Raw genomic sequence first — 25,722 nt, 5'->3', positions numbered from 1 at the left:
ACCGGTACTAATAGGCCGAGGGCTTGTCTTCACAAACACTTTGCAAAGACAACCCGCCACAAAGCGCTCGCGTCCACGACAACTATCGTGACTCATGGTTTTGGCCATCCCCGGGACCCCGGGGTTGGTCGGTAGAGTTACGGCGGCCATAGCGAAAGGGAAACACCCGGTCCCATCCCGAACCCGGAAGTTAAGCCTTTCAGCGCCGATGGTACTGCAACCGGGAGGTTGTGGGAGAGTAGGACGCCGCCGGACATACTTTTGTGCAGCGCCGGCCCCGGTGACGGGGCCGGCGCTGCTCTCATTTCCACACCCCTTTTTGCGGCAAGCTCACATCGAGGGACGCCGCCGCGGTGCATTCGGCGCGTCGCGTCGGGCTACTGAGGCGGTATGAGGACCGCCATCGATGTCGGCCGCCGGTGGAGCGGCGAGGAATGATGCCGCGTGAATCTGGGCGTGTGCCCAACATCTTCGGCACGGACGTTCCCGTCGTCGGGGCCCCGCTGGGAGGCGGTGCGTCGACCGTCGCCCTGGCGGAGGCGGTGACCGGTGCCAGCGGGTTCGCGTTCTTCCCGGCCGGCTATCGGGACCCGGACGGGCTTGCTGCGGACCTCGCAGAGCTGCGGCGCGCCGATATTGAGGTGGGCGTCAACCTGTTCGTCCCGGACCGCGAGCCCGTCGATCGTGCGGCGTACCGGGCCTATCGCGAGGAGCTGATGCCCGAGGCAGCGGTCCTGGGCGTCGACCTGCCCGCTGAGCCGGTCGCGGACGATGACCACTGGTCGGAGAAGGTCGCGCTCTTGGCGTCCCAGCCGGCGGCGTACGTCTCGTTCACGTTCGGTCTGCCATCGGCGAAGGACGTGGCGCGCCTGAAGAAGGCGGGGAGCATGCTGCTGGCCACCGTGACGACGGTCGAGGAGGCGTACGCTGCCCAGGAGATCGGCTTCGACGCGGTCGTCGCGCAGGGGAGTGAGGCCGGCGGGCACAGCGGGACGCACGATCCCCGGCGCGAGATCACCCCCATGGACACCGCCGCGCTGACCCGCGGTGTGATCGCCGCGACGGGTCTGCCGACGGTCGCGGCAGGGGGCGTTGACGGGTCGACGCGGGTCACCGAGCTGTTGCACTCGGGAGCGACGGCGGTCGCGGTCGGCACGCTGCTGCTCCGCACGGACGAGTCCGGTGCGTCGACGGTGCACAAGGACGCGTTGGCCTCGCCCCGGTTCACGGCGACCGCGCTGACCCGGAGCTTCACCGGGCGGCCGGCCCGTGGCTTGCTCAACGGCTTCATGAAGCGGCACGAGGCGTCCGCGCCGGTGGGCTACCCGGCGCTCCACCATCTGACGCGGCCGCTGCGGGTGGCGGCGGCGAAGGCCGGGGACACGGACCGGCTGCATCTATGGGCAGGCACCGGCTTCCGCAGCGCTCGGACCGGCTCGGCCCGTGATGTCATACGCGACCTGGCAGCCCTGGGCTGAACCTCGGCGGTCCTGGCCGCGAAGTCGGACCAGCACGCGGGCCGGATCCCCCTCGACCCGGCCCGCGCGACTGAGGATGCGTGCTCCGGCTAGTAGCCGTACTTCACCAGCTGGGCCGCCGGCGCTGAGCCGCTTTCGGTCCCGGAGAGCACGTTGGTGGTGGCGACGACGCCCCATGGGGTCCACTCGACCGCGCCGGGTGCGGTGACCTTGGCGAGCGTCGAGATGTGCGGCCCGAACCGGCTCCAGGTGACTCGGGAGATCTTGTTGCCGAAGATCTCGGAGACGTAGAGCGTGCCGTTCGGGGCGACCGCGACGCCGGTGGCTCCGGTGAAGCCGCGGACGATCTGGCGGGCGCGGTGCGCGATCGGGCTGACGGTGAAGACGCTGCCGCGTGCGCCCAGCTGCGGGCCCTCAGGGCCGCCGGGCAGGCTGCTGACGTAGAGCTGGCCGAAGCGGCCCATCTCGATGTCGGTCGGCACCGGCTCGAACCAGTACGTCGTCCCCACGAAGCAGGGGTCGAGCCCCATGCCGCTGACCTGCGAGGCCGTCAGCGTCGTCGGGATCGCCGGCAACGTGGCGACGGTGCGGACGCGACCGCCCGGGCTGACCAGGAACACCGCGTTGGCGCCGGCATCGGCGACGTACGTCCAACCGCCGAGCTGGGTCGTGGCGTAGGGGTGCGAGTCGACGGCCCCGGTGTAGGTCGCCGGTCCGTTGTCCGCGGTCGGCCACAGCGCGGCGCAGCTCGAGGCGATGGAACGGAAGCCGTACGTCGTGCCCTGGTCCGGGTTGGCCGCGGCCTCGTAGGCGTGGATGTCGGCGATCTGGCGGGCGGTGCCGTGGGGGCCGAGCTGCATCAGCCAGGAGTCGACGTTCTCGTTGGTCTGCTGGTTGGTCTCGGTGACGGTGAAGCGGACCGACCAGCCGCTGACCGAGACGCCGCCGACCTCATAGCCGTTCGGGTCCTGGTAGACGACGACCGGTGCCTTCCCGGGCACGATCTTGAGCAGCTGACCGGCGAAGTTCGACGTGACGTACGCCGTGCCGTTGGGTGTGACCGCTGCGGAGAGCGGCGTGAGCAAGCCGCTGGCGTACACCCGCGGGATGCGCGGTTTGTGGGCCTTCGTCTTGTGCGCCGGCTTGTGGGCCTTGACCTTCGCTTTGTGGTGGACGGCGGCCTTCTGGGCCTCCGCACCGGGGCTCGTCGCGGCGATCCCGGCACCGGCCAGAGCCAGCACCGCGGCGACCGCCACGAGCCGATGGATCTTTGACATGTCCAGCCTCCCTCGAGCTGGCCGACGGCGCCGTTGCCGTCGGTCCCGAGTCAGTCTTGGAAGGCATGCCCGACGGTCGAATCCCCACTTCTGGTGAAACCGGGGCCCTTGTCCTCCAGGTTGGGGACGGATGTGCTCAAGAGGGGGACACGGTCCCGGGCCGGACGACCCTGGCGTAGACCCCGAACGCCGGTTCACCGGCACGGTTGAGCGGACGGTAGGTCGCCAGCGCCTTCAGCAGGCGGCCGTCCCGCTCGCCGGTCGCGGGATCGAGGTCGATCACGGCGCACCGGGGGATCGGGGCCCCGATCCGTAGGCGTACGCCGCCGGCCTCGACCTCCTGCCCGAGCCACCGCTCCTCGGCGTACGGCTCGTCGGTCGCCACCAGCAGCGTGGCGCGGAACCGGGCCGCCGCTCCCGGGAGGTCGTCGCTGATCCCGCGCCGACCGGTCCGCTCGGCGAGGTCGCGCACCGAGGCCGTCGTCACGAGCGTGAGCGGCTCGCCGAAGACCACCCCGCCGCGCGGCGCCGCCGCCAGCCGCACCTCGCGACCGAGGTGACGGGAGAAGAGGGCGGCGTGCGGTCCGTCCAGAAGCTCCAGCGGCACCGGTCGGCCCCAGTAGTCGCAGGTCAGCGTCTCCCCGCTCGAGGTCGGCTCGGCGGAGACGGACTCACCGCCAGGGAGCGCGACGGCGAGCCGGCGTCCCTCGACCTCCGCCGTCACCGCGACCAGCGCCGGGTGCTGCACCGTCTTGAGGACGCGGCGACCCGTGACGTCGACCAGGCAGTAGCGGCGGTCGCCGAGCGCGCCCCGCGCGTCGAGCGCCACGGCGTCGTACGCGAGATGGCGGGTGCCCTTGACGGCAGCGAAGCCCGCCCTGGTCACCTGGAGCTCCACACGCCCAGTCAACCAGGGGCGCCGTGACAGTCACCGGGCGACCTGCGCCACCCACCAGCGGCGGTTCGCCGGGCAGATACGGGAGGATGGCGGCATGGAACAGCGGACGCTCGGATCGACGGGCAGGGACGTGTCGGTGATCGGCCTCGGGACGTGGCAGCTGGGGGCCGACTGGGGCGCCGTGGACGAGGCCGACGCGCGGGCCGTGCTCGAGGCGAGTGTCGAGGCCGGCGTGACGTTCTTCGACACCGCGGACGTGTACGGCGACGGCCGGAGCGAGCAGGTCATCGGTCGCTTCCTCGCGGAGACGGGCGCGCCCGTCACCGTCGCCACGAAGATGGGCCGGCGGGGCGACCAGGTCGCCGCCAACTACACCCTCGACCACTTCCGCGCCTGGGCCGACCGCTCCCGGGCGAACCTGCAGCGCGACACCCTGGACCTCGTGCAGCTGCACTGCCCGCCGACCGACGTGATCGAGGCGCAGCGGACCTACGACGACCTGGAGACGCTGCGGTCCGAGGGCGCGATCGCGGCGTACGGCGTCTCCGTCGAGACCTGCGCGCAAGCCCTCGCGGCGATCGAGCGCGGCGCCGCCACCATCCAGATCATCATCAACGCGTTCCGGCTCAAGCCGCTCGACGAAGTGCTCCCCGTCGCGCGGGAGAAGGGCGTCGGGATCATCGTGCGGGTGCCGCTCGCCAGCGGCCTGCTGAGCGGTCGCTACACGACCCACACCACCTTCGCGCCCGACGACCACCGCACCTTCAACCGCCACGGCGAGGCGTTCGACCAGGGCGAGACGTTCTCGGGCGTCGACTTCGAGACCGGCGTCGCCGCCGCGCAGGAGTTCGCCGCCCTGGCCCGGGCTGCCGCCCCGGACGCGACCACGGCGCAGGTCGCCCTCGCCTGGCTCGCGCAGCAGCCCGGTGTCACCACGGTGATCCCCGGGGCGCGCAACGTCGACCAGGCCCGGGCGAACGCCGCGGCGGGCAGCCTGTCGCCGCTCGGCGACGCCTTCGACGCCGACGTCCACCGGCTCTACGACGCCCGATTCCGTGCGGCCGTCCACGGCCGCTGGTGAGCGCGGCTCGATGACCGGTCGCCGGGTCGCGCTGTGGGGCGGCGTCGTCCTCATCCTCGTGGGATTGTCGATGCTGGGCTACGTCGCCTGGGAGTTCTGGGGCACCAACTGGGTGAGCCACCGCCACCAGAAGGAGGCGGTGCACCAGCTCCGCGACGCCTGGAAGCAGGGCGAGAGCGGCGCCTCGACCCACTTCGGCCGGGCGAGCGCGATCATCGAGATCCCCCGCTTCGGGAAGGACTACGAGGTCCCCGTCTTCGAGGGCACCTCGGACTCCGTCCTGGCTGCGGGCTTCGGGCACTTCACGGGTACGGCGGGGCCGGGACACGTTGGCAACTATGCGCTGGCCGCCCACCGGGTGACCCACGGCGAGCCGCTGCGCCACATGCCGGACCTGCGCGTGGGGGACCGCGTCCGGGTCCTGACCCGCACGGCGACGTACGTCTATCGGCTGACCTCGCGGGGGGACGGGCTCGTCGTCCCCTTCACCGACACGTGGGTCACGACGCCGCTGCCGAAGAACCCGGACGGCGGCGTCCAGCCGGACCAGCGGAAGGGTCAGCGGCTCATCACCCTGACGACCTGCTCGGAGCTCTTCCACACCGACGACCGCATGGTCGCGTTCGGCGTCCTGGAGTCGCGCACGCCGGTCGGGTGAGGCTCCTCGGTGTCGGGCGGACAGGGTATTCATCCCCTGTTCCTCATCGCGTCTCTTCGACCTACAGTGGCGACGGAAGGATGACCCCGGCGGCATCAGTCGGGACTGAGGGGGAGCGGTGCGGATCACAGCACTCGTGGGCAGTCTGGTGATCGCGGCGACCACGGTCGTCGGGGGCCCGCTCGCGAGCGCCGGCGCCGCGGACGGGTCGGTCACCGTGCACGGCCTGCGGTTCCCGCTCGGGAGCCCGGTCCAGCTCTCCTTCGTCGGCTGCGACGGCCTCTACTCCCGCGCCCCGGAGACGCTCGCCCCGCGGATCTCCACCGACGCCGACCTCGGGCAGCGCAGTGTCGCCTACGACCTCGCCGGCGGGAACGCCGTCGGGACGCTCGCGTACGTCGACAGCCTGGCCGCCACCACGCACGTCGGCCTCGACGTGAAGGCCCCCGGTGGCACCACCGGCGTGGCATACGCCGTCTACCAGCCCGCGGCGATGCGCGGGACGGCGACGCTGTGGGTCGGACGTGCGTCGCTCGCCGCCGCCGGCGGCTGGACCCCGGTCGACGCCTTGGGCCGCTCCTTCGCCTGGGAGCGTGTCGACAGCCGCACCGGCACGCCGCTCGGCGGTGCCGCCTCGGCCACCGTGGCGGACTTCACCGCGGAGCACGGTGACGGTGCCGGCTTCGTCACCGTCGGCTTCGGCTGCGACGGTCAGTCGTTCCAGATCGACGCGCTCCGCCTCGACGGGACCGTCGATGACCTCGAGGGCTTCGACGCCCAGGTCGGGATCACGGCCTCTGCTGACGCGGTGTCGGCCGGCGGCCGCGTGACCCTGACGGGCAGCCTCACCGACGGGTTCGGCGGCCGCATCCCGCAGGGCACGCTGATCCTCGAGGCCAGCACCCGGGGTGGTGGCTGGAGCCCGGTCGCGGTCGTCGACGCCAGCGGGGGCGACCCTCAGGTCGAGGTCAGCCCGACGGAGACGACGCGCTACCGCTTCCGCTTCGCCGACCGGGACCTTGCGCCGGGGAGCGAGTCCAGCACGGTCACCGTCACGGTCGCGGCGCCGAGCATGTCACCGGCGGTCACCTCGCCACCGCCGTCATCGCCACCGTCGTCACCGACGACCGCGCCGGACACCCCGACACCGTCGGGCTCGGCCCCCGGCTCGCCGGCGGCATCGCCGGTCCCGTCGACCACGACCCCGGAGAAGTCTCCGACGACGCCGTCGCAGAAGCCCACCTCCACGCCCACGGGGAGTACGACGCCCAGCAGCCCGGCTGCCAGCCCGACGGCCGCGGCAACGACGAGATCGCCGGGCGGCCCGTCGTCTCCGAGGAGCCCCGCGGCGGGCGTCGCGGGGGCGCCGGACGATGCGGCAGCGGGGCCGGCCGGGGGCTGAAGCGTCCGCCAGGGGCCAAGGCGTCCGCCGGGGTCAGATCACGCCCGCGGCGCGGGCCGCGGCGGCGTACGCCTGGGCGAGCGAGGCGACGGTCTCGTGCGCGTTGAGCCCGCTGGGATTCGGCACGACCCAGAGCTCGGCCGGGCCGAGCGGCTCGGGCTGGCGACCCGGGACCGCCTTGGGCAGGCCGAAGGCGGCGCGGTACGCCGTGATCCCGGCGATCGCCACGACCTGCGGCCGGCGGGCCTCGACGAGGCGGGTGAGGGCGGCGCCGCCCTCCTTGAGCTCCGCGTTGGTGAGCTCCGAGGCCCGGGCCGTCGCGCGCTGGACCAGGTTGGTGATGCCGATGCCGCGAGACCGGAGGTGGTCGCGGTCCTCGTCGGTCATGCCGGCGGCCGCATCCACGGGACGGGTGATGATCCCCGCGGCCAGGAGCGCCGGGTAGAACCGGTTGACCGGGTGGGCGAAGTGGGTCTGCGTGGCCGCGGTCCACAACCCCGGGTTGATGCCGACGAAGAGCAGCCTGAGCTCCTGGTCGTCGCGGGGGAGCAGGTCGGGAACAAAGACGCCGTAGTAGCTCTGCAGCTCGGCCTTGGTGAAGCGGGGCACGGGCGGCATCCTCGCATCCGGGCGAGGCGGTCCCGCCTCGACCTGCAACGATCCGGCGGCCTTCGACGTTGTCCAGGCATGAGAGGCATGCTCGGAGTCCTCGTCGTGGTCGGCACGGTCCTCGCGGGTGCGGGGTGCGGCGCACCCGACGCCGCCCCCGGCGGATCCGGTTCACGGTCCGCTGGCCCCGTCGTCGGCGACTCCCGGGTCGCCGTCGTCTCGGTGACCGGTGCTCGGATAGGCGGGCTGGCCGCGCCCGCGACGGCGCTGCCGGACACGCGGGCGCAGCGGTCCTACCTCGCCCGGCTGCCGACCGGCCCACGGACCCAGGCACGACAGGCGATCGAGGGTCTCGCCGTCACCGCCCCAGAGATGCTCTACGCCCACGTGGTTCACGTCGGCTGCCGGGAGGCGCCCGCCGACACGGTCTCGGTCGTCCGGCGCGGCAGTGCCGTCACGATGACGAGCAGCTTCCGCGAGCCGGCGACCGTCGACTGCTTCGCCCCGGTCTCCACCCTCGCGTTCGCCGCCGTCCCCGGCTGAGCCGCGCCGACCTGCCGGGCGGATGCTCCGTGCACCGGCGCCGAACCGGATAGCGTGACGCCCGTGGAGGCGTGGAACACGTTCGTCGAGGGCGACAACCTCGCGGTGCTTCACGCCTTGGCGCGGGCCGGCGAGGAGTTCGACCTGGTCTACATCGACCCGCCCTACAACACCGGCAGCGTGCTGGCCTACCACGACGACCTGCGCGGCGCGGACGGCCGGCGTGCCGGTCGGCACGAGGCCTGGGTCGCCATGATGCGGCCCCGCCTCGAGGCGGCCCGCGCGGTCATGTCCTCGCGCGGGGCGATCTATGTCTCGATCGACGACAACGAGGCGGCGTACCTCCGGCTCCTCCTCGACGAGGTCTTCGGCGAGCGCAGCTTCCTGGCGCAGGTCGTGGTCAACCTCAACCCGAAGGGCCGGCAGCTGGGCAAGGGCTTCGCGACGTCCCATGAGTACCTCCTGGTCTACGCGTACGACGCCCGCACCTGCGTGCTCGACGCGTCGAGCCCCGACGACGTGGACGCGCGCGACTTCCCCCAGGTCGCCCCCGACGGCCGGCGCTACCGCCGGCTCCCGCTGCGCAACACGAACAAGAAGTTCAATCCCGAGACCGCGCGGACGCTGCATTTCCCGGTCTGGGGCGACCCGGAGACGGGCGAGGTGCGGACCGCGGCCTTCGACGGAGGCGTCGAGATCTGGCCGGTGTTCGGCGACGGGACGCCGGCGGTGTGGCGGTGGAGCGCGCCGCTCATCGAGCGCCGCGCCGTCGACCTGGTCTGCCGCCGGGTGCGCGGGCGGCTGGGGGCACGCATCGACGTCTATCAGCGGGACTGGCTCGACACCGCCGGTGGTCGCGACCGGCGCAAGAAGCTGCGCACCATCTGGCCCGCCGACGAGGTCGGCTCCACCGACACCGCCGTCGCCGAGGTGAAGGCGCTGGTCGGCAAGGTGTTCGAGTCGCCGAAGCCGACCGGGTTGCTCCGCCGCATCCTCACGACGATGCCGGGGGACGCGCGGGTCCTCGACTTCTTCGCCGGGTCGGGGACGACGGGCCACGCGGTCGCCCTCGCGAACGCGGCCGACGGCGGCCGCCGTACCTGTCTGTCGGTCAACTCCGCCGAGCCGGTCCGTGCGGGCTCCGACGCCGCCCGTGCGGGCCTGGCCACGGTCGCCGACATCACCCGGGCCCGGCTCCAGGCGGTCGCGGACACCGTCGGCGGCGGCTTCGCGGAGGTGAGCCTCGGCCTGCTGGCGGCCCAGGCCGGATCGATCGCGGACCCGTTGCCCGAGGCGGTCTCCTGAGGAAGGTCATGGCCGCCGATCCCGCCCGGTGGCGTCGCCGCTCTGGCAGGATCGGTGGCATGCTCTCGGACGCCGCCTCGCGCCTGCGAGCACAGACGCGCAGCCAGGCCCGGGCACGCTACCGGCGCTGGTCGGCGAAGCGCTGGCACGTCGCGCAGGCCGCCGTCGCGGCCGGCACGGCCTGGTTCATCGCCGACGACGTCCTGCGCCACCCGCAGCCGGTGTTCGCGCCGATCGTCGCGCTGGTCAGCCTGGGGACGTCGTACGGCCAACGCCTGCGGCGGGTCCTCGAGATCACGCTCGGCGTCGCGATCGGCGTCCTGCTCGGCGACCTGCTGGTCCGGGGGATCGGCTCCGGCCCGTGGCAGCTGAGCCTCATCGTCGCGCTCGCGATGTCGACCGCGCTGCTGTTCAACTTCAGCCAGCTCTTCATCAATCAGGCCGCCGTCCAGTCGATCTTCGTGACGACGGTGCTGCCGACCGGCGGCGCCGCGTTCACGCGGTGGACCGACGCGCTGATCGGCGGATGCGTGGCGCTCGTCGCCGCATCGATCGTGCCGGCCGCACCCTTGCGACGGCCGCGGGAGCAGGCGGCGGTCGTCGTCCGGAAGATCTCCGCGCTGTTGCGCGCGGCGGCCCAGGTGATGCTCGAGGGGAAGGGCGATCACGGGTACGCCGTCCTCGCGGACGCCCGGGCCACCGACACCCTCATCCGCGAGCTGCAGGCGGCCGCGGACGAGGGCATGTCCGTGGTCGCGAGCTCGCCGTTCCGGATCCGCCACAAGGAGAACGTCCGCAAGATGGGGGAGCTCGTCGAGCCGCTCGACCGGGCGATCCGGACCACCCGCGTGCTCGTCCGACAGGCGGCCGTCTCCGCCCACCTGGGGCGGCCGGTGCCGGCGTCGTACGCCTCGCTCGCGCTCGACCTCGCCGACGCCACCGACCAGGTGGCCGAGGAGCTCGCCTCGGACCGGATGGCCGTGACGGCGCGTCCGGCGCTGCTGGCCGTGGGCGAGGCGACCGCGGCCGTCGAGCGGGCCGCGTCGATGAACGCCGAGGTCGTGCTCGTGCAGCTGCGGTCGCTCGTCGTCGACCTGCTCGTGATGACCGGGGTCGAGCAGATGGACGCGGTCGACGCGCTTCCGCCGCCACCTGGCTGAGCCGGGTGAGGGGCGCGGATCAGCGGCCCAGGCTCTCCCGCAGCTCGCGTACGACGGAGTCGACGACCGCCACCAGGTCGAAGTCGGTCGCTGCGGCGACCGCCCGCTGGCGCTGGTAGGACGCCCCGCGCGCCACGATGGTCGAGACCGACGCGAGCTCGTCGGTGCAGCGCAGCCGCTCGGCGACGGGCTGCAGCCGCGCCAGCAGATCGGTGAGGTCGTCGGTGACGAGCCGCTCGCGTGACTCGCTGTCGAGGATGACGATCGCCTCGAGGCCGTAGCGCGCGGCCCGCCACTTGTTCTCCTGCACATGCCAGGGCGGCATCGTGGTCACCGGCGCCCCGGTCGCGACGCGCGCGTCGAGGTCGACCACGAGGCAATGCACGAGGGCCACGAGCGCCGCCAGCTCCTCGAACGTCGAGACGCCGTCGCAGATCCGGGTCTCGAGCGTCCCGAGGTGGGGGGAGGGCCGCACGTCCCAGCGGATCTCGCTGAGCTCGTCGACGACGCCGGTGGTGAGCTGATCCTGGGCGAACCCCTCGAACTGGTCCCAGGTCTCGAACTGGAACGGCAGCCCGGCGGTCGGCAGCTGTTGGAACATCAGCGCCCGGTTGGAGGCGTAGCCGGTGTCGACGCCCGCCCAGATCGGCGATGAGGCCGACAGCGCCTGGAGGTGGGGGTAGTAGGTGAGCAGTCCGGACAGCACCGGCATGACCCGGCTCTGCTCCGGCAGCCCGACGTGGACGTGGAGGCCCCAGATCAGCATCTGACGGCCCCACCACTGGGTGCGGTTGATGAGCTCCTCGTAGCGATGTCCGGGAGTGAGCTGCTGACGGGTCCAGGAGGCGAAGGGGTGCGTGCCGCCGCCGTACAGGTCGACCCCGAGCTCGTCGCAGCCGAGGACGACGGCGTCCAGGGTCGCCCGCAGGTCGCTCATCGCCTCGGCGACGGTGTGGCACACGCCGGTCACGATCTCGACGGTGTTGCGCAGCAGCTCCTTGTGGAGACGGCTCGGATCGGGCATCCGCGGCTTGGCCCGGGCGAAGAGGTGGGCGGCCTCGTTGACCAGGTCACGGGTGTCGCGGTCCACGATGGCCAGCTCCCACTCCACCCCGAGCGTCGGCTCGGGCGAGGCGTGGAAGTCGATCCGCATGACGAAAGCGTTCCAGGTGAGCCGGGCCCGCGCCAGGGGGCGCTTGCCTCTTTGGCAACATCGGGCACGTGGACGCACGCGACGTGAACCTGACGCTGGACTTCTGCCTGCGCGTGGGCGAGCTGTTGCTGTCCTCGGGAGCCGGTGCGGCCGACGTGGCGGCGTCCATGCGGAGCCTCTCCCGGCACTTGGGGCTGCGCAACGCCGAGATCGACGTCACCTACATCAACCTCTCGATGCAGTACCAGCCCGATCCCGAGGAGATGCCGGTGCTGGTCACCCGGCAGGTCCAGATCCGGGCGATCGACTATGACCACCTCACCCAGGTCGACCACCTGATCCGCGACGTCATCCGCGGGGCGCTCGACCTCAAGGAGGCCCGCGCCGAGCTCGCGCGGATCGTGTCGGGCGGCCACGGTCGTCCGCGGTGGGCGGTCACCCTCGGCGTGGCCGCGATGGCGGCCGCGGTCGCGGTGCAGCTCGGCGGTGGCGTGCTGGTGTCGCTGCTCGCCAGCGTCTCGGCCGTCGGCATCGACCGGCTGCAGCTCGGCCTCATGCGTCGCCGGCTGCCGATCTTCTACCAGCAGGTCGCCGGCGCCGGCCTGGCCTCGCTGCTCGCCCTGGGCGCCGCCGCCTCACCGGTCGACATCGACGTGTCGTCCTCGATCACTGCGAACATCGTCGTGCTGCTCGCGGGGATCGGCTTCATGGGAGCGCTGCAGGACGCGCTCACCGGCTTCCACATCACCGCCAGCGCCCGGCTCATGGAGGCGCTCATGTCGACCGCCGGCATCATCGCGGGGGTGAGCGGCGGTCTCGCCCTCGCCTCCGCCGTCGGCGTCACGATCCCGCCCATCACCCCGGGCGCGACGGATGTCCAGGGGACGTCGCTCTCGGTCGCCGGTGCTGCGATCGCGGCCGGGGCGTTCGCCTATGCGTCGTACGCCCCACGGCGGATCATCGCACCGATCGCGCTCATCGCGGCTGTCGCGATGGGCATCTTCCTGGCGCTGCCCACGGACCTCGGCCGGGCTCTCGGCGTCGGGGTGGCGGCGTTCTTCGTCGGCCTGGTGAGCTACTCGGTCTCGGGTCGCCTGCGGGTGCCGCCGCTGGTGGTCGTCGTCTCCGCGGTCGTGCCGTTGCTGCCCGGTCTCTCGATCTATCGCGGCCTGACGCTGCTCTCCGAGGGCACCGGCCCGGACACCTCCGACGGACTCCTCGCGATGTTCACAGCCGCGTCGATCGCGGTGGCGCTCTCCTCGGGCGTCTTCCTCGGGGAGTACGTCGCCCAGCCGCTCAAGCGTCCGGCCCGGAAGCTCGAGGCGCGACTCGCCGGTCCGCGTCTGGTCGGTCCGGTCCGGACGCCGCGCACCCGCAAGCGTGGCCGCAAGGCACGCAGCGAGCCGGCCTGAGCGCTCACTCCAGGTAGTTCTCGACCACGCCCTCCGGCCGCACGGCGGCGGCTGAGGGGTCCTGGCCCGCGGCGCGGAGCGCGTCGCGCTGGCGGAGCAGGTCCCAGCACTGGTCGAGCTCGGTCTCGACGGCCTTGAGCCGGGCGTGCTCGTCGTCGACCGTGATCTCGCGGGCGGCGAGCCTGTCGCGCAGGTCGCGCTCCTCGCTCACGAGTCGGCTGATGCGGGTGCGGATGCTGGTGTTCTCCTCGTCGGCCATAAGCCCACCGTAGGCCGTTCGCGGACGCCAGGGCTATCCGTTCGCGAGCATGACCGTCCGTCAGGGACAATGGCGGGGAGATGTCCGAGACCCCGTCGATCGCGATCACCTATCCGCCCCAGCTGCCGGTGACGCAGCGGCGCGACGACATCGCGGCGGCGATCCGCGACCACCAGGTCGTGATCGTGGCCGGCGAGACCGGGTCCGGGAAGACCACCCAGCTGCCCAAGATCTGTCTCGAGCTGGGTCGCGGCCGTGGGGGCCGGGTGGGCGGGGGGATCATCGGTCACACCCAGCCGCGCCGGATCGCGGCGCGCAGCGTCGCCGAGCGGATCGCCGAGGAGCTCGGCACCGAGCTCGGGGACCTGGTCGGCTACCAGGTGCGGTTCACCGACAAGACGAGCGCCAGCAGCCGGATCAAGCTGATGACCGACGGCATCCTGCTCGCCGAGCTGCAGCGCGACCGCGACCTGCGCCGCTACGACACGATCATCATCGACGAGGCCCACGAGCGCAGCCTCAACATCGACTTCCTGCTCGGCTACCTCAAGCGGCTGCTGCCGAGGCGTCCTGACCTCAAGCTCATCATCACCTCCGCCACGATCGACCCGGAGCGGTTCGCCGCCCACTTCGCCACGGTGTCGGCGGACGGTCGCACGCGCGTGCCCGCGCCGATCATCGAGGTCAGTGGACGCACCTATCCGGTCGAGGTCCGCTACCGCCCGCTCATGCAGCTGCCCGAGGACGGTCCCGACGTCGACGAGGAGGGGGAGCCGGTCGTCCGCGACCAGACCGAGGCGATCGTCGACGCGGTCAAGGAGCTCTCCGCCGAGGGCCCCGGCGACATCCTGGTCTTCCTGCCCGGCGAGCGCGAGATCCGCGACGCCCAGGATGCGCTCACCGACGCGCTCGGGCTCAACCGCGATCGGCGCGCGAACCTGGTCGAGATCGTCCCCCTCTTCTCCCGGCTCTCCGCCGCGGACCAGCACAAGGTCTTCTCGCCCCACACCGGCCGCCGCATCGTGCTCGCCACCAACGTGGCGGAGACCTCGCTGACGGTCCCCGGCATCAAGTACGTCGTCGACACCGGCGTCGCACGGATCAGCCGCTACAGCGCGCGGACGAAGGTGCAGCGCCTCCCGATCGAGCCGATCAGCCAGGCGAGCGCCAACCAGCGCTCCGGCCGCACCGGCCGCGTCGCGGCCGGCGTCGCGATCCGGCTCTACAGCGAGGAGGACTTCGAGGGCCGCCCGGAGTTCACCGATCCGGAGATCCTCCGCACCAACCTCGCCTCGGTCATCCTCCAGATGGCCTCGCTCGGGCTCGGTGACATCGCCCGGTTCCCCTTCGTCGAGCCGCCGGACCGGCGCAACGTCCAGGCCGGCGTCCAGCTCCTCGAGGAGCTCGGGGCGCTGCGGCAGGGGCGCCTGACCAAGCTCGGGCGAAGGCTGGCGCGGCTGCCGATCGACCCGCGTCTCGCCCGCATGATCCTCGAGGCGGAGCGGCTGGGATGCCTACGCGAGGTCGTCGTCATCGCGGCCGCGCTGAGCTTGCAGGACCCGCGCGAGCGGCCCGGCGCCGACCATCCGAAGGAGCAGGCCCAGGCCGACCAGCTCCATGCGCGCTACAAGCACGAGAGCTCGGACTTCCTCACCTGGCTCAACCTGTGGACCTACCTCCGCCAGCAGCAGCGCGAGCTGTCGAGCAGCGCCTTCCGGCGGATGTGCCGGCGGGAGTTCCTCAACTACCTGCGCGTCCGGGAGTGGCAGGACTTCGAGTCCCAGCTGCGCCAGGTCTGCAAGGAGATGGGGATCACGCTCGGCCGGCCCGCCACGGAGTCCGACTCCGGGGGCCCGGACGAGGACGGCATCCACCAGGCGCTGCTCTCGGGCCTGCTGTCCCACATCGGGATGCTCGAGGAGCGCGAGAAACGCGGGCCGAGCGCGTCGCGCGAGAAGCGCCGACCGGGACCGCGCGAATATCTGGGCGCCCGTGGCGCGCGCTTCGCGATCTTCCCCGGCAGCGTGCTGCACCGCAAGAACCCGCAGTTCGTCATGGCGGGCGAGCTCGTCGAGACCAGCAGGCTCTGGGCGCGGCAGAACGCCGCCATCAAACCGGAGTGGGCCGAGCGGCTCGCCGGCGACCTGGTCAAGCGCAGCTGGTCGGAGCCGCACTGGTCGCAGAAGCGCGCCGCGGTGATGGCCTACGAGAAGGCCACGCTGTACGGCGTCCCGCTGGTCGCCGACCGGCTCGTGTCCTACGGCAAGGTCGACCCGGAGCTCGCCCGTGAGCTCTTCATCCGCCATGCCCTGGTCTATGGGGAGTGGCGGACGAACCATCGCTTCCTGCGCGACAACGCGGCGCTGCTGGAGCAGGCCGAGGAGCTCGAGCACCGCGCGCGCCGCCGCGACATCGTGGTCGACGAGCACACCCTCTTCGCGTTCTACGACCGTCGCCTGCCGGAGGGCATCGTCAGCGGCGCCCACTTCGACCGCTGGTGGCGGGACGCCCGCCGCACCCAGCCGGACCTGCTGACCTTCGACCTCGCCATGCTCACGAACGAGGCGGCCGGAGAGGTGACCGAGGAGGACTACCCGGAGGAGTGGGCCGGCACCGACGCGGCCGGCGGGCCGTTGACCTTCAGCCTCAGCTATCACTTCGAGCCGGGCGCGGCCGACGACGGCCTGACGATCGACGTGCCGGTCGCCACCCTCAACCGGGTCAGTGGCGACGACTTCTCCTGGAACGTGCCGGGCCTGCGCGAGGAGCTCATCACCGCGCTGATCCGCAGCCTCCCGAAGCAGCTCCGGGTCAGTCTCGTCCCGGCCCCCGACAAGGCCCGCCAGTTCCTGGCCCAGACGCCGCCGGGCGAGGAGCCGCTGCTCGACGCGCTGGAGCGCTGGGCCCGCTCGACCGCCGGCATCCACGTCCCGCGCGACGCGTGGGACTGGTCGAAGGTGCCCGAGCACCTGCGGCCGACCTACCGCATCGTGGCCGAGGACGGCAGCGAACAGGCCCGGGGGAAGGACCTCGACGCGCTCAAGGCGCCCCTCGCCGGCGAGTTCGACCGGGCGATCGCGGAGGTCGCGGGCGAGGCCGGACTGACCCGCACCGGTGAGACCCGCTGGGTCTTCGCCGACATCCCGGTGACCGTGACCGAGAAGCGTGCCGGCCATGAGGTGACGGTCCATCCCTGCCTCGAGGATGAGGGGTCGACGGTCGGGCTGATGGTGGTCGGGAGTGCCGACGAGGCCGACGCGCGACACCGGCTCGGGGTCGCCCGGCTGCTGCTGATCGAGCTTCCCGAGGTCACCAAGACGGTCACCGACGGACTGAGCAACCTGGAGAAGCTCGGGCTCGCGGGGTCGCCGTACCCCTCCGTCGCCGAGCTCGTCGAGGACTGCCGCGCCGCCGTCGTCCAGCAGGCCGTCGACGCGCGCCCGCCCGTCCGCACCCGCCAGGAGTACGACGCCCTCCGGACCGCCGTGGGCGGCGAGCGCGACCTCGTGGCCGGCGTGCGTGCGGTGCTGGGCGACGTCCTCACGGTCCTCGCCGAGCATCGCGAGGCCGACCGGGCGCTCACCGGACGCGCCGACATGCTCCAGTTGCCGGCGCTGACCGAGATGAAGGACCAGGTCGCCCGGCTCGTCCACCGGCCCGGCCCGCGCGGCGGCTTCGTCCGGGACGCGGGGACGGTCCAGTTGCGGCGCTATCCGACGTACCTGCGCGCCCTCGTCGAACGCCGGCGCAAGCTGGCTGGTCTGACGGGAGCAGGCAACGTCAATGCCGACCGGACGCTGATGGACCGCATCGCGGACCTCCAGACGGCCTACCTCCACCAGCTCGAGGCGCTGCCCGAAGGACGTCCGCCGGGGGAGCGGCTGCGGCAGGTGCGCTGGATGCTCGAGGAATACCGCGTCCAGCTCTGGGCCCAGCAGCTGGGGACCGGGCAGACCGTCAGCGATGCGCGCATCCGGAAGGCGCTCGCCGAAGGCGTGTCTCGGTAGCCTGGGACAGATGACCAGGCAGTTCCACTCGCCGATGACACCGGGCGACGGCTTCTTCGACCAGCTCCTGGGTGGGACCGACCCCGCCCTCGTGCAGGAGGCCGGCGACCGCGCCGCCGCGGTGCTGGTCCGCGGAGCCCGGGAGAGCGACGACCCGGAGGTCGCCGAGCGGATCCTCCACCTCGCCGAGGAGGAGGGGATCGAGACGATCGCGGAGGTCTGGTCGGGCGCGCCGGCCGACACCCTGGCCGGCTGCCTGTGGCGGCTCTACCTCCTGCGCAGCTGGGTCTACGCCGACCCGACCACGGTCGCGCGCGAGTACGACGCCGGGCGGATCCGGGCGCAGGTCGCGCGGGTGGTCGCGGGCGTCGCCGACCCGCCCGGTCCTGACGAGTTGAAGACGATGGTCGACGAGGTGCTCCGCGGGATCGCGCGCGGTGAGTTCGCCGACGTCCTCCTCCGAGCCGCGGCCTTCGCCCGCGTCGTCGCCGCCGGTCGCGCCATCCTCGACCCCGACGCCACCGGCCCGGACGCCCGCCACATGCTCCAACTCTCCGAGCAGCTCGAGGCGGCGGGTCACGCCGAACTCCAGCATCGGTTGGGCTGAGCCGTTAGGATGGCCGACGAGCACGCCGGGCTGCGGCAGCCCCGGGTCCCAACATCAGCCGCTACGAGCGGCCACGCGCCGTGAGGCGCTCCCGGTCCGGCGTGCTCCCTATGACTGCATCGCTGGGTCGCGCCGCGCGGACGCTCGTCCGCGGTGCCGGCGCGACGGCCGGGTGATCGCCGCGGCGCGCGCCTACCACCTGTGACGGACCCGATAGCGGCAGGGGAGAACACGACGTGAACGGGCAGTCACCCGGTCGCTACAGTGGGGCGGCCCCGTCCGGTCGACGCGCCGTTGCGGCGCGTCGACCCAGCACGTCGACGGGGCGCTCTGCACGCGGTCGAAACGGGGGTAGTCGGTGAGGTTCTCGAAGGTGCGGGCGGCCACGGGTGTCCTCGCCTGCGTGGCGCTCGCCTCGACCCTGGCGGCGTGCGGCGGCAGCGGCCCCGACGCCAAGGCGAGCAGGTCGCCGAGCCCATCACCGTCCTCCGCGTCGTCCTCGCCCTCGGCCGGCGAGCCCGTCACGCTCACGTTCGGCGTGTACGGCGGCTCGCGGGTCGTCGGTGCCTACAGCGCCGTCGCGAAGGAGTACCGCACGATCGACCCGAGCGTGACCGTCAAGGTGGAGTCCTGGCCGAGCGAGTCCGCGATGGTCGACAGCCTCGCTCACGGCGCGAAGGCGCCTGACGTCTTCCTCACCCCGCGTGCGGACGTCGCGGCCCTCACCGACGTCGACGTCATCCGGCCGGTCGACACCTTCCTCGAGGCGCGCAACGTCGACCTCGGCGACGGCTACTCCCGCGTCGCGATCTCGGACTTCTCCGAGGACCACCACCTCACCTGCATGCCGTACTCGGTCTCGCCCGAGGTGCTCTACGTCAACACCGACCTCGTCGACTTCGCGGCGATGAAGGCCCGGGGGCTGCCGGTGCCCGCCAACCCGGCGAACGGCAAGTGGAGCCTCGAGCAGTTCACGGCCGCCCTGCAGTTCGCGAGCAAGCCCCGCCGGGGCATCGCCGGCGCCTACGTCGCCCCGACGCTGCGCGGCCTCTCGCCCTGGCTCGCGGCCGCGGGCGGTCAGCTGGTCGACGACGTCCGGACGCCCACCACGACGACCTTCAGCGACAGCCTCGACGCGCTCAAGGCGCTGCAGCCGGTCCTCGCCAACCCTCGCTTCCGGCTCACCTCGAAGCAGCTGAGTAAGGCCACGCCGCTGCAGTGGTTCGAGCGCGGCAGGCTGGCCGTGCTCCCCGGCGACCGCTCCCTGGTCCCGCAGCTGCGCGAGCGTGCCGGTCTCCACTGGGACGTCATGGCGATGCCCACGAACGGCGGCGGCGCCGCGACCACCGGTGACTACAGCGGCCTGTGCCTCAGCAAGGTGACCGAGGACGCCGATGCGGCAGCCGACTTCCTCACCTACCTCATCTCCACCGACGCGGTCACCGACGTCGCCCAGTCGGGCTACGTCGTCCCCGTGAACCAGCAGGTGGCGCTCGCCGACGGGTTCAAGCAGCCGGGTCGGGCGCCGGCCAACGCCGCCGTCTTCACCGACGCGGTCAAGGGGATGGCGATCCTCCCGGCCGCTCGCACGCTCGCCGAGCTCCAGGACGCCACCGCGACGCCCGTACGCCGTCTCTTCGTGCGCGGCACCGACGCCGAGGTGCTGGCCAACCGCATCGACGAGCTGAGCTCCGCGCTGCTGGGCCCGGCGCCGTCGACCAGCCCGAGCGACGGTGCGAGCGGGGGCGCGGCCGCCAGCGGCAGCCCCACCCCCTGACGAGGGGGTAGGTGAGCCTTCGGCGGGTCAGCCCTCCGCGTCGGCGCGCAGGATCGCGTCGGTCAGCAGCGGCGCGGTCAGCGCGATCTGCCAGCCGCGGGCGGCGTAGCCGTCGAGCAGCGTGATCACGCCGTCGAGCAGCGCGCCGGGCTCACGGGTGCGTGGCGGTGCCCAGAGCACGCGGCGCAGGTGGTCGGGGGTGAGGAGGTTCTCGACCGGGAGGTTGCGCTCCTCGGCGAGAGTGGCGAGGGCGTCGCGCGCCAGCGCGAGCCGGCGGGCGGCGACCGGGTCCTTCTCCGCCCACGCGCGGGGCGCGGGCGGGCCGTCGCCGCGCGGGGTGCGCGCCGGAAGCTCGTCCTCGCTCATCGCGACGACCTGGCGCAGCGTCTCCACCCAGGTCCGGGCGTAGCGCTCCGCGCCGCGGCCGTGGAAGCCCTTGACGCCCAGCAGCGCGCCGCGCTCGGTCGGCAGCTCCTGAGCGGCGGCGACGATCGCGGAGTCGGGGATGATCCGCCCCGGGGTGACGTCGCGCTGCCGGGCGAGCTCGTCGCGAGCCTCCCAGAGCGCCTTCACCGCGGCGAGGCCCCGGCGGCCCCGGACCCTGTGCATCCCCGACGTACGCCGCCAGGCGTCGACGCGCGGGGTGGGCTCGAACCCGCGGAGGTGGTCGAACTCCTGCCGCGCCCACTCGTCCTTGCCGGCGGCGCGCAGCTCGTCAGCGAGCGCGTCGCGCAGCTCGACGAGCACCTCGACGTCGAGGGCGGCGTACTCGAGCCACGCCTGGGGCAGCGGCCGGGTCGACCAGTCGGCCGCGGAGTGCTCCTTGAGGAGCGTGTAGCCGAGGACCGTCTCGACGAGCGTCGCGAGCCCCACGCGCGGGTAGCCCAGCAGGCGGCCGGCGAGCTCGGTGTCGAAGAGCGCCGTGGGGCGGAGCCCGAGCTCGGCGAGGCAGGGCAGGTCCTGGGTGGCGGCGTGCAGGATCCACTCGGTGCCGTCGAGCGCCTTCACCAGGGGAGTCATCGTGGTGAGCGGGATCGGGTCGACCAGCCAGGTGCCCGAGCCTTCGCGGCGCAGCTGGACGAGGTAGGCCCGGCTGGAGTAGCGGTAGCCCGACGCGCGCTCCGCGTCGATGGCGACCGGCCCCGTGCCGGCGGCGAGCGCCGCGGCAGCCGTGGCCAGCCCCTCGTCGGTGTCGATGACCGACGGCAGGCCGTCGCGCAGCGTCAGCAGCGGCGCCGGCGGCGTGTCCGCGACCTCGGCGAGGTCGGTGGCGTCGGCGGCATCCGGCACGGAGTCGTCGAAGAGAGGTGGGTCGGCGGGTCCGCCGGTCTCGCGGGTCACGAGCCGCGCTGTCCCCTCCGGCTCGGGATCACGACCACGCCCTCGGGCACGGGCGGGAGTCCGGCCGCGGTGCAGAGCAGCTCGCCCCAGGCCTCGACGTGAGGACCGACGGCGACCACCCCGGAGGTGTCCTCGAGGGGCGTCCAGGAGGCGCGGATCTCGATCTGCGCAGTGCCCTCCTCATCGGCCATGCCGCCGAAGCTCTCGGTGGCGACACGGGTGACCGTGCCGGACACGGCGGTGAACCCGGCGCCGTGCGCGTCGAGCGCCTCGGTCAGCCAGGACCAGCCCACCTCGCCGAGCATCTGGTCGGTGATGAGGTCGACGTCGATCTCGGCGCGGGCATAGGCGACCAACCGGAACCGTCCGGGACCGGTCGCCGTCGCGCCCCAGGCGTCGTTGCCGTCCGGGTCGTGGAGCAGGATCAGCCGGCCGGTGGCGACGTCGGTGTCGTCGACGGTGACGTCGGCGGAGAGGGCGGTGGCGTACGGCGCGATGCGCTGCGGGGCCGGCATCTCCTCGCAGAAGACCTCCGGCCGCAGGATGGCGGCCTGCATCTCCGCCACCGCGGCCCGGAACTCGCTGGGGCCCGCTGCACCCGCGTCCGGGCGCGTCTCTTCGCGCACGACCATGTGGCCAGCCTAGGTCGCCGGAGTCCCGACGATGTGCACACACGCCGCACGGGGTGGGACTATCGACACCGTGACAACCCCCCGGACGGAGCCTTCGACCCCCCAGGGCGCCCTGCAGCAGAGCGCCTTCCTGCAGGCCGCGCGGGGTGAGCGCCCGTCCCACACGCCGGTCTGGTTCATGCGTCAGGCGGGGCGCGCGCTGCCGGAGTACCACCAGGTCCGCGCGGGCATCCCGATGCTCGACTCGTGCATGGACGCCGACCTCATCACCGAGATCACGCTCCAGCCCGTCCGCCGCTATGGCGTCGACGCCGCGATCTTCTTCTCCGACATCGTCCTGCCGCTCAAGGCGGTCGGCGTCGACCTCGACATCAAGCCGGGGGTGGGGCCGGTCGTCGCCCAGCCGGTCCGGACGCTCGCCGACGTCGCGGCCATCCCCGACCTCACGCCCGACCACGTCCCCTACGTCACGCAGGCGGTCCGCCAGTTGACCGCCGAGCTCGCCGGGATGGGTGAGCACGGCACCCCGCTGATCGGGTTCGCCGGAGCGCCGTTCACGGTGGCGTCGTACCTCGTCGAGGGCGGCCCCTCCAAGGAGCACGCCAAGACGAAGGCGCTCATGTTCAGCGCGCCGGACGTCTGGGACGCGCTGATGACGAAGATCGCCGACATCGCCGCGGCCTACCTCGAGGTCCAGGTCACCGCGGGCGCCAGCGCCATCCAGCTCTTCGACTCGTGGGCGGGCGCGCTGACGCCGCAGGACTACGAGCGCTACGTCATGCCCTACTCCGCGCGGGTCCTGGCCCGGGCCGGCGCGCTCGGCGTCCCGCGGATCCACTTCGGCGTCAACACCGGCAGCCTGCTGACCCTCATGGGGGAGGCGGGCGCCGACGTCGTCGGCGTGGACTGGCGTACGCCGCTGGCCGACGGCATCGCGAAGGTCGGTGGCCCCCGGGGCCGGTGCGTGCAGGGCAACCTCGACCCGACATTGGTCTTCGCGCCGACCGAGGTCATGCTCGAGCGCGCCGCCGAGGTCATCGAGGCCGGTCACGCCGCCAAGGGGCACATCTTCAACCTCGGCCACGGCGTCATCCCGACCACCGACCCGGACCAGCTGAAGAGGCTGACGGAGTTCGTCCAAGGCTACGAGTTGGGCTGAGCGGCCGCCGATCGGGGCGCTGCTCGGGGTCTGCTCGCGGCGTTCTGGAGCGAGCTGTTCGACACCCGCTACCGCTTCTCGGCCCTCAATGCGCTCTATCAGGTCTCCGGCGTCCTCGCCTCGGGGCTGACCCCGCTGATCGCCGCGTGGCTCGTCGAGCTCTCGAGCGACCGCAGTCTGTGGTTCGTGGCGGCGTACAACGTCGTCGTCGCGCTCGTCAGCCTGGCCTCGATGCGCGCGCTCCCCGAGACGCTCGGGCGGGAGCTGCGTGACCGTGCGGTCGAGGAGGCACGGACGCCGGTCCCGGAGCCGGTCGGCATCTGGGCGACGCCATGCCGTGACCGGACACGCCGCGGACTGGACTCACCAAAGTCAAGTAATCTGATCTAGAATAGTCTTGTTGCTGCAGCCGGCCACGAGAGGACACGCATGACCATCCCGGCCCTGACCACCAACCAGGATCTCGACCCCCGGCGCCTGCGCCAAGCATTCGGGATCTTCCCGACCGGCGTGGTCGCGGTGGCCGCCGAGGTCGACGGTGCCCGGACCGGGCTCGCGGCCAGCTCGTTCACCTCGGTGAGCCTCGACCCGCCGCTGGTCTCCTTCTCGGTCGCGAAGACCTCCAAGACCTGGCCTGACCTGCGCCGCGCCGGCCACCTCGGCGTCACGATCCTCGCCGGTCACCACGGCGAGGTCTGCCGCCAGCTCGCCGGGCCGGTCGAGCACCGCTTCGACGGTGTCGCCGTCACGGCCAGCGAGGACGGCGCCGTCACCCTCGACGAGGGGCTCGCCCGCTTCGACTGCACGATCTACCGCGAGGTCGAGGCCGGCGACCACGTCATCGTCCTGCTCGAGCTCCACGCGGTCGAGCACGCCACCGACGACGGCGACACCGGCAACCCGCTGGTCTTCCACCGATCCGGCTTCGGCCGGCTCCACGCGTCCGCCTGACGCACCCCGACCCCTCGCGGGGTGGTGGTCCGCACCCGGCCATCGCCCCGCGAGGTTCTTCCTCCCGCCGCCCGTCGGCGACACGTCCGGCCGGTGAGAGACTGGCCCCGTGCGGATCGTCGTCGTAGGTGCCGGAGTCGGCGGGCTGACCGCCGCCCACGATCTCTCCTCCGCAGGCCATGAGGTGGCGGTGCTGGAGGCCGCCCCCCGGGTCGGGGGCAAGCTCCTCACCGCCCCGGTCGCCGGGGTCGGCGTCGACGTCGGCGCGGAGGCGATGCTCGCCCGGCGCCCGGAGGGCACGGCGCTCGCCGCCGCGCTCGGGCTCGCGGTCGTGCACCCGACCGGCGCCACGTCCCGGATCTGGACCCGCGGCGCGCTCCGGCCGCTGCCGCGCTCGCTCATGGGCGTGCCGATGGACCTGGCGGCGTTGGAGACCTCCGGCGTGCTCTCTGCGGACGGACTCGCGCGGGTGCGCGAGGAGCCCGGGCTGCCGCTCGACCCGGCCCTGGTCGAGGACGACGTCTCCGTCGGTGACTTGGTCGCCGCACGCTTCGGCGACGAGGTCGTCGATCGTCTCGTCGAGCCCCTCCTCGGTGGCGTGTATGCCGGCCGGGCCCGGGAGATCTCGGCGCGCGCGGCCGTGCCGCAGCTGGTCACGCTCGCCGCGCGCGGCTCGCTGCTCGAGCAGGCCGCGCGGATCACCTCGACCCCCGGTGTCCCGGTCTTCGGCGGCCTGGCCGGAGGGATGGGGCAGCTCCCGCTGGCGCTCGCCGAGAAGCTCGACGTCCGGACCGGCGCGCCGGTCGTTGCCCTGCAGCCGCGGGCGGCGTCCGACGGCGGCGGCTACCGGGTGGTGACGGACAGCGGGGTGGTCGAGTGCGACGGCGTCGTACTCGCGACGCCGGCGGGGCCCGCCGCGGCGCTGCTCCGTGACCTCGCGCCGGCAGCCGCGGCGGAGCTGGCCGCGATCGACTATGCGTCGATGGCCGTCGTCACGCTGGCGTTCCGTGCCGCCGACCTGACGGGCGTCACCGACCTCGACGGCTCGCGCTCCGGCTTCCTCGTCCCGCCGGTCGACGGGCGACGGATCAAGGCGTCCACGTTCTCGTTCGCCAAGTGGGACTGGGTCCGCGCGGCTGGTGCGCCGGAGGGGATCGTCCACCTCCGCACCTCGATCGGCCGCGTCCATGAGGAGGCGTCGCTGGACTTCCCCGACGACGAGCTCGTGGCGCAGTCGCTCGCCGACCTCGCCGAGGCCGCCGGGCTCGCCGCGATCCCCGTCGACAGCCACGTGCAGCGGTGGACGGACGGTCTCCCGCAGTACGCCGTCGGCCATCTCGACCGGGTCGCCCGGATCCGTTCCGCCGTGGCTGGACTGCCTCGTCTCGCGCTCTGCGGTGCGGCGTACGACGGCGTCGGGATCCCCGCGGTCATCGGCTCCGCCCACCGCGCGGCCGAGGCGGTCGCCGGGACGGCGCGCGACGACCAGCGCCACGACGGTCCCCACGACCGCGAGGAGATCCGATGAACGTGACCGTCCGTCCGGCCAGAGCCGACGACGCCGAGGACCAGCAGTGGCTTCAGGCGGCCTACGACGCCGACTGGGAGGGCCCGACGATGGCGCTCGACGGGCGGCTCCACGATCTGCTCGGGCTGCCGACGCTGGTGGCGGAGGACGACGGCCAGCTGTGCGGCTACCTCGTCTACGAGGAGCGGGCGGACGCGACCGAGCTCTACGCGATGGCCGCCCACCCGCGCGGCCTCGGGACCGGTCGACGGCTGCTGCGTGCCTTCCTCGCCCAGGCCGACCGGCCGGTCGTCCTTGTGACCACCAACGACAACGTCGCCGCACTCGCCTTCTACCAGCAGCACGGCTTCCGGATCACGAGCGTGCGGACGGGCGCGGTCGACCGCTCGCGCACGGTCAAGCCCGAGATCCCGCAGGTGGGGGACCACGGCATCCCGCTCCACGACGAGCTCGTCCTGGAGTGGCGCCCCCGCTCCTGAGCGGCC

At 72.9% G+C, this 25,722-nt stretch carries 23 protein-coding genes and 1 rRNA gene; 16 read left to right on the top strand and 8 right to left on the bottom strand.

The genetic code is table 11. The annotated features are described in order from the left end of the window. Positions 1 to 138: 138 nt before the first annotated feature. Positions 139 to 255: ribosomal RNA gene (gene rrf / locus AB3X52_RS15605) — 5S ribosomal RNA — on the top strand. 203 nt (positions 256 to 458) lie between these two features. After that, positions 459 to 1,478, top strand: a complete 1,020-nt coding sequence (locus tag AB3X52_RS15600; RefSeq protein ID WP_367995020.1) for a nitronate monooxygenase — start codon at positions 459 to 461, stop codon at positions 1,476 to 1,478. Positions 1,479 to 1,567: 89 nt separating this feature from the next. Here the strand turns inward: AB3X52_RS15600 and AB3X52_RS15595 are convergent, their stop codons facing one another. Further along, entirely contained in the window at positions 1,568 to 2,755 is a 1,188-nt protein-coding gene (locus AB3X52_RS15595; protein ID WP_367995019.1) for a ScyD/ScyE family protein, read from the bottom strand. A 136-nt stretch (positions 2,756 to 2,891) separates the two neighbouring features. Beyond that, positions 2,892 to 3,653 (bottom strand): MOSC domain-containing protein, encoded by a 762-nt coding sequence (locus AB3X52_RS15590; RefSeq protein WP_367995018.1) that lies wholly within the window; start codon positions 3,651 to 3,653, stop codon positions 2,892 to 2,894. Between the two features lie 94 nt (positions 3,654 to 3,747). Here AB3X52_RS15590 and AB3X52_RS15585 point away from each other — a divergent pair, with 94 nt between their 5' ends. The 3 genes from AB3X52_RS15585 (at position 3,748) to AB3X52_RS15575 (ending at position 6,794) form a co-directional block, all read left to right on the top strand. Then, the gene (locus tag AB3X52_RS15585; protein WP_367995017.1) at positions 3,748 to 4,734 is read left to right on the top strand and encodes an aldo/keto reductase; all 987 of its coding nucleotides are present in this window, start codon (positions 3,748 to 3,750) and stop codon (positions 4,732 to 4,734) included. Between the two features lie 10 nt (positions 4,735 to 4,744). Next, on the top strand, positions 4,745 to 5,392 hold the full coding sequence (locus AB3X52_RS15580; RefSeq protein WP_367995016.1) for a class E sortase: 648 nt from the start codon (positions 4,745 to 4,747) through the stop codon (positions 5,390 to 5,392). Between the two features lie 118 nt (positions 5,393 to 5,510). Further along, positions 5,511 to 6,794, top strand: coding sequence for a hypothetical protein (locus tag AB3X52_RS15575; RefSeq protein WP_367995015.1), 1,284 nt, complete (start codon positions 5,511 to 5,513; stop codon positions 6,792 to 6,794). Between the two features lie 33 nt (positions 6,795 to 6,827). On the opposite strand, the gene AB3X52_RS15570 is transcribed toward AB3X52_RS15575, so the two are convergent. Continuing rightward, positions 6,828 to 7,412 (bottom strand): mismatch-specific DNA-glycosylase, encoded by a 585-nt coding sequence (locus tag AB3X52_RS15570; RefSeq protein WP_367995014.1) that lies wholly within the window; start codon positions 7,410 to 7,412, stop codon positions 6,828 to 6,830. 69 nt (positions 7,413 to 7,481) lie between these two features. Here AB3X52_RS15570 and AB3X52_RS15565 point away from each other — a divergent pair, with 69 nt between their 5' ends. The 3 genes from AB3X52_RS15565 to AB3X52_RS15555 all read left to right on the top strand — a co-directional run bounded on the left by AB3X52_RS15565 (position 7,482) and on the right by AB3X52_RS15555 (position 10,411). Further along, complete coding sequence (locus AB3X52_RS15565) at positions 7,482 to 7,946, top strand: hypothetical protein (protein WP_367995013.1); 465 nt, start codon at positions 7,482 to 7,484, stop codon at positions 7,944 to 7,946. Positions 7,947 to 8,009: 63 nt separating this feature from the next. Beyond that, positions 8,010 to 9,251: a site-specific DNA-methyltransferase gene (locus AB3X52_RS15560; RefSeq protein ID WP_367995012.1), complete on the top strand. Its 1,242-nt coding sequence runs from the start codon at positions 8,010 to 8,012 to the stop codon at positions 9,249 to 9,251. A gap of 59 nt (positions 9,252 to 9,310) precedes the next feature. After that, positions 9,311 to 10,411 (top strand): FUSC family protein, encoded by a 1,101-nt coding sequence (locus AB3X52_RS15555; RefSeq protein ID WP_367995011.1) that lies wholly within the window; start codon positions 9,311 to 9,313, stop codon positions 10,409 to 10,411. A gap of 19 nt (positions 10,412 to 10,430) precedes the next feature. On the opposite strand, the gene AB3X52_RS15550 is transcribed toward AB3X52_RS15555, so the two are convergent. Then, positions 10,431 to 11,564 carry a glutamate--cysteine ligase gene (locus AB3X52_RS15550; protein ID WP_367995010.1) on the bottom strand — a complete coding sequence of 378 codons (1,134 nt, stop codon included), beginning with the start codon at positions 11,562 to 11,564 and terminating at the stop codon, positions 10,431 to 10,433. Between the two features lie 68 nt (positions 11,565 to 11,632). Here AB3X52_RS15550 and AB3X52_RS15545 point away from each other — a divergent pair, with 68 nt between their 5' ends. Further along, positions 11,633 to 12,976, top strand: a complete 1,344-nt coding sequence (locus AB3X52_RS15545) for a threonine/serine exporter family protein (protein ID WP_367995009.1) — start codon at positions 11,633 to 11,635, stop codon at positions 12,974 to 12,976. Between the two features lie 4 nt (positions 12,977 to 12,980). Here AB3X52_RS15545 and AB3X52_RS15540 read toward each other — a convergent pair whose 3' ends face one another. Continuing rightward, entirely contained in the window at positions 12,981 to 13,235 is a 255-nt protein-coding gene (locus AB3X52_RS15540) for a DUF2630 family protein (protein ID WP_367995008.1), read from the bottom strand. 80 nt (positions 13,236 to 13,315) lie between these two features. Here AB3X52_RS15540 and hrpA point away from each other — a divergent pair, with 80 nt between their 5' ends. The 3 genes from hrpA (at position 13,316) to AB3X52_RS15525 (ending at position 19,626) form a co-directional block, all read left to right on the top strand. Further along, complete coding sequence (gene hrpA, locus AB3X52_RS15535) at positions 13,316 to 17,242, top strand: ATP-dependent RNA helicase HrpA (protein ID WP_367995007.1); 3,927 nt, start codon at positions 13,316 to 13,318, stop codon at positions 17,240 to 17,242. A gap of 10 nt (positions 17,243 to 17,252) precedes the next feature. Beyond that, positions 17,253 to 17,849, top strand: coding sequence for a hypothetical protein (locus AB3X52_RS15530; RefSeq protein ID WP_367995006.1), 597 nt, complete (start codon positions 17,253 to 17,255; stop codon positions 17,847 to 17,849). 358 nt (positions 17,850 to 18,207) lie between these two features. Next, the gene (locus tag AB3X52_RS15525; protein WP_367995005.1) at positions 18,208 to 19,626 is read left to right on the top strand and encodes an ABC transporter substrate-binding protein; all 1,419 of its coding nucleotides are present in this window, start codon (positions 18,208 to 18,210) and stop codon (positions 19,624 to 19,626) included. A gap of 27 nt (positions 19,627 to 19,653) precedes the next feature. Here AB3X52_RS15525 and AB3X52_RS15520 read toward each other — a convergent pair whose 3' ends face one another. Both AB3X52_RS15520 and AB3X52_RS15515 read right to left on the bottom strand, forming a co-directional pair. After that, positions 19,654 to 20,967: an HRDC domain-containing protein gene (locus tag AB3X52_RS15520; RefSeq protein ID WP_367995004.1), complete on the bottom strand. Its 1,314-nt coding sequence runs from the start codon at positions 20,965 to 20,967 to the stop codon at positions 19,654 to 19,656. Then, on the bottom strand, positions 20,964 to 21,599 hold the full coding sequence (locus AB3X52_RS15515; protein ID WP_367995003.1) for a DUF3000 domain-containing protein: 636 nt from the start codon (positions 21,597 to 21,599) through the stop codon (positions 20,964 to 20,966). Before AB3X52_RS15515 ends, AB3X52_RS15520 begins: the two co-directional genes overlap by 4 nt. Before the next feature lie 70 nt (positions 21,600 to 21,669). Between AB3X52_RS15515 and hemE the strand changes: the two genes are divergently transcribed. Next, a complete protein-coding gene (gene hemE, locus AB3X52_RS15510; RefSeq protein ID WP_367995002.1) occupies positions 21,670 to 22,758 on the top strand; it encodes a uroporphyrinogen decarboxylase in 1,089 nt (362 codons plus the stop codon). A 98-nt stretch (positions 22,759 to 22,856) separates the two neighbouring features. Here hemE and AB3X52_RS15505 read toward each other — a convergent pair whose 3' ends face one another. Then, positions 22,857 to 23,078, bottom strand: coding sequence for a hypothetical protein (locus AB3X52_RS15505; RefSeq protein WP_367995001.1), 222 nt, complete (start codon positions 23,076 to 23,078; stop codon positions 22,857 to 22,859). 109 nt (positions 23,079 to 23,187) lie between these two features. Here AB3X52_RS15505 and AB3X52_RS15500 point away from each other — a divergent pair, with 109 nt between their 5' ends. From AB3X52_RS15500 to AB3X52_RS15490, 3 genes are all read left to right on the top strand, one after another. Next, complete coding sequence (locus AB3X52_RS15500; RefSeq protein ID WP_367995000.1) at positions 23,188 to 23,709, top strand: flavin reductase family protein; 522 nt, start codon at positions 23,188 to 23,190, stop codon at positions 23,707 to 23,709. Positions 23,710 to 23,818: 109 nt separating this feature from the next. Further along, positions 23,819 to 25,237, top strand: coding sequence for a protoporphyrinogen oxidase (gene hemG, locus AB3X52_RS15495; protein WP_367994999.1), 1,419 nt, complete (start codon positions 23,819 to 23,821; stop codon positions 25,235 to 25,237). Continuing rightward, positions 25,234 to 25,716 (top strand): GNAT family N-acetyltransferase, encoded by a 483-nt coding sequence (locus AB3X52_RS15490; protein ID WP_367994998.1) that lies wholly within the window; start codon positions 25,234 to 25,236, stop codon positions 25,714 to 25,716. The genes hemG and AB3X52_RS15490 overlap by 4 nt, the downstream gene beginning before the upstream one ends. The last annotated feature ends 6 nt before the right edge of the window (positions 25,717 to 25,722 follow it).

The sequence above is a fragment of the Nocardioides eburneus genome (assembly GCF_040838215.1).
In the GTDB taxonomy this organism is placed as follows: Bacteria; Actinomycetota; Actinomycetes; order Propionibacteriales; family Nocardioidaceae; genus Nocardioides; species Nocardioides eburneus.
Note: the sequence above shows the minus strand (reverse complement) of the source record. Positions and strands in the feature narration are given on the sequence as shown.